The organism is Rummeliibacillus sp. POC4 (assembly GCF_003576525.1).
Lineage (GTDB): Bacteria > Bacillota > Bacilli > Bacillales_A > Planococcaceae > Rummeliibacillus.
On the sequence record NZ_QWUA01000138.1, the window covers coordinates 1 to 1972 of the forward strand.

Annotated in this window: 2 protein-coding genes; both read right to left on the reverse strand. The window is 31.0% G+C overall.

From position 1 onward, the window contains the following. Positions 1–204: 204 nt before the first annotated feature. Complete coding sequence (locus tag D1606_RS18280) at positions 205–702, reverse strand: collagen-binding domain-containing protein (protein ID WP_369973829.1); 498 nt, start codon at positions 700–702, stop codon at positions 205–207. Between the two features lie 14 nt (positions 703–716). Next, positions 717–1100, reverse strand: coding sequence for a collagen-binding domain-containing protein (locus D1606_RS18285; protein WP_119417434.1), 384 nt, complete (start codon positions 1098–1100; stop codon positions 717–719). Positions 1101–1972: the final 872 nt, after the last annotated feature.

The following is a 1972-nucleotide window of genomic DNA, read 5'->3' on the forward strand; positions in this document are numbered from 1 at the left end:
GAGATAATAAAAAAGAAAATCCAACAAAAGTGAGGATTTAAAGGTAATTTCACTATTGTTCGGATTTTTCATTAGCTAAAACTCTTTTGTCACAGCGTCATTTTATTTATTACATTATGGTTTTGCAATTTTTTAAGTTCTACTTTGCCGTTTTTCTTTTGCGAATTGCAGTTAAGAATGCCACCACTGCCGCAAGTAAAGTTCCTATACAGCTAAAGTAACTGATGATGAGTTGTCTTCCCCAGTTTGAGGTAAAGCATTTTGAGTGCTACCAGCATCCAACTTAAAAATTACTTTATCCATTTTTGATTTTGAATCATAATTATTTGATGATTTATTGTTACTAGTCCCTGAATCTGTTGTGCTACCATTTGATTTCTGAGGTGTTTCTTCATCGTTTCCTGGATCAGTTGTTTCTTGGTAATCCCAACAGTGTGTTTCTCCAGCACCTAAAAACTCATTAACAATTATAGAACCATCAATATTAGAGGTATCTTTTAATGTAGCTCCTGTTGCTAGAATTGTTCCTTGCCATGCTTTTTGAAGATTAATCAATCCTGTAAATCCATTCGCTGAAGTAGAATCATTAAAGTTCCACAAAAGATTAGCATCGCTGAAATCAACTGCTTCATAGTTATTTCGATTCGATGTTATACCATCAGGATTTACATAACTCAAATTAATTTTCTTTTGTACATTCAATTCTTTTTTGGCTTTTAAATCAACATTGAGTATAACATTTGTTCCTTTTTTAGCCCTTTAATAATTAGGTTGCCTGATGAGTCTATTAAATCTTCTGGGTCAATATTTAATATTATCGTATTATCTTTAACTTCAAACATAGATAAATCTAAAGTATAGCTTGATCCTAATTTATCAAGAACAACTGTTTTGTCATCCTTTGTTTTATTTGCCAAGGATTTTGAAGTTGCAGCCAACTGGGAAAATTCTTCTTCAAAATTGATATATGTTGTATCAGTATCTTGATAAACTTGTTTGATATGATTTAATTTCGTTCCATTAATGGCTACATCATTTCCGTTGTTTACGACACTTAGATTAACATCTTTACCTACTACTAATTTCGCGATCCTGAACACCTGATGAACTAGTAAAGTTTACTCTGTCTTTAATAGATTGAATATATGTAATGTCTGTTTTTTAATTATCTGCGCTATTCAAATCACCATGTTGGTTGGTACCAAAGTCGGCATTCATTCCAGTCAGCTCTTTAACAGCAACATTCCCATTTGTATTAGATGCAATTTCTGATTTATTTTCAAATATGCGGAAGTTTTGAGCGATACCTAACGTATTTTCATCAACATTATTATTATACCTTTTTTAATATATTTCTTTACGTCTCCTGAACCTTGAATAATCTTATCATCAGAAATTGGTTTTTTTGTAAGTTTGTTAGTATTTTTTTCAGACATAACTTTATTTTCTTCTGTTTTGTTTTCGATTGAATCAACATTTTTCTCTACTTGTTGTACTTCACTTGTTTGATTATTGCTAGCTGCTTTAACATTTGTTCATCTTTAATAGTTTGAGTTTCCATACTTTCAACAGAAATAGTATCCTTTTCTTTGGCTGATGCATCTAAAGCTGAATAGTTATTTGTTAATGCCGCACTAAGAAAAACCTCAAATAACATAAAAGTTATTTGAGGTTGAATTTTTACTATTTTCTACTTTTTATAAACTCAAAAGTGAATATTACAAAAAGCATGGCCAATAAGATGCAATGAAACATTTGGATATTTGTCCATATATCCCGAAGTCCTTATGCGCTATACCTACAGGAATTGAGATTAGACTTCATTCTCTATATACTCAATAATAAAAAGCTCTTTGTAAGGCTCTTAATCGTTCAAACCGTCGAAAGCCAAATGCATTTCTTTAATCCTTCGACAAAACCATTTGAATAGCCAAAAGAAAAAGCACAACTGAATAAACAGTTGTGCTTTTAA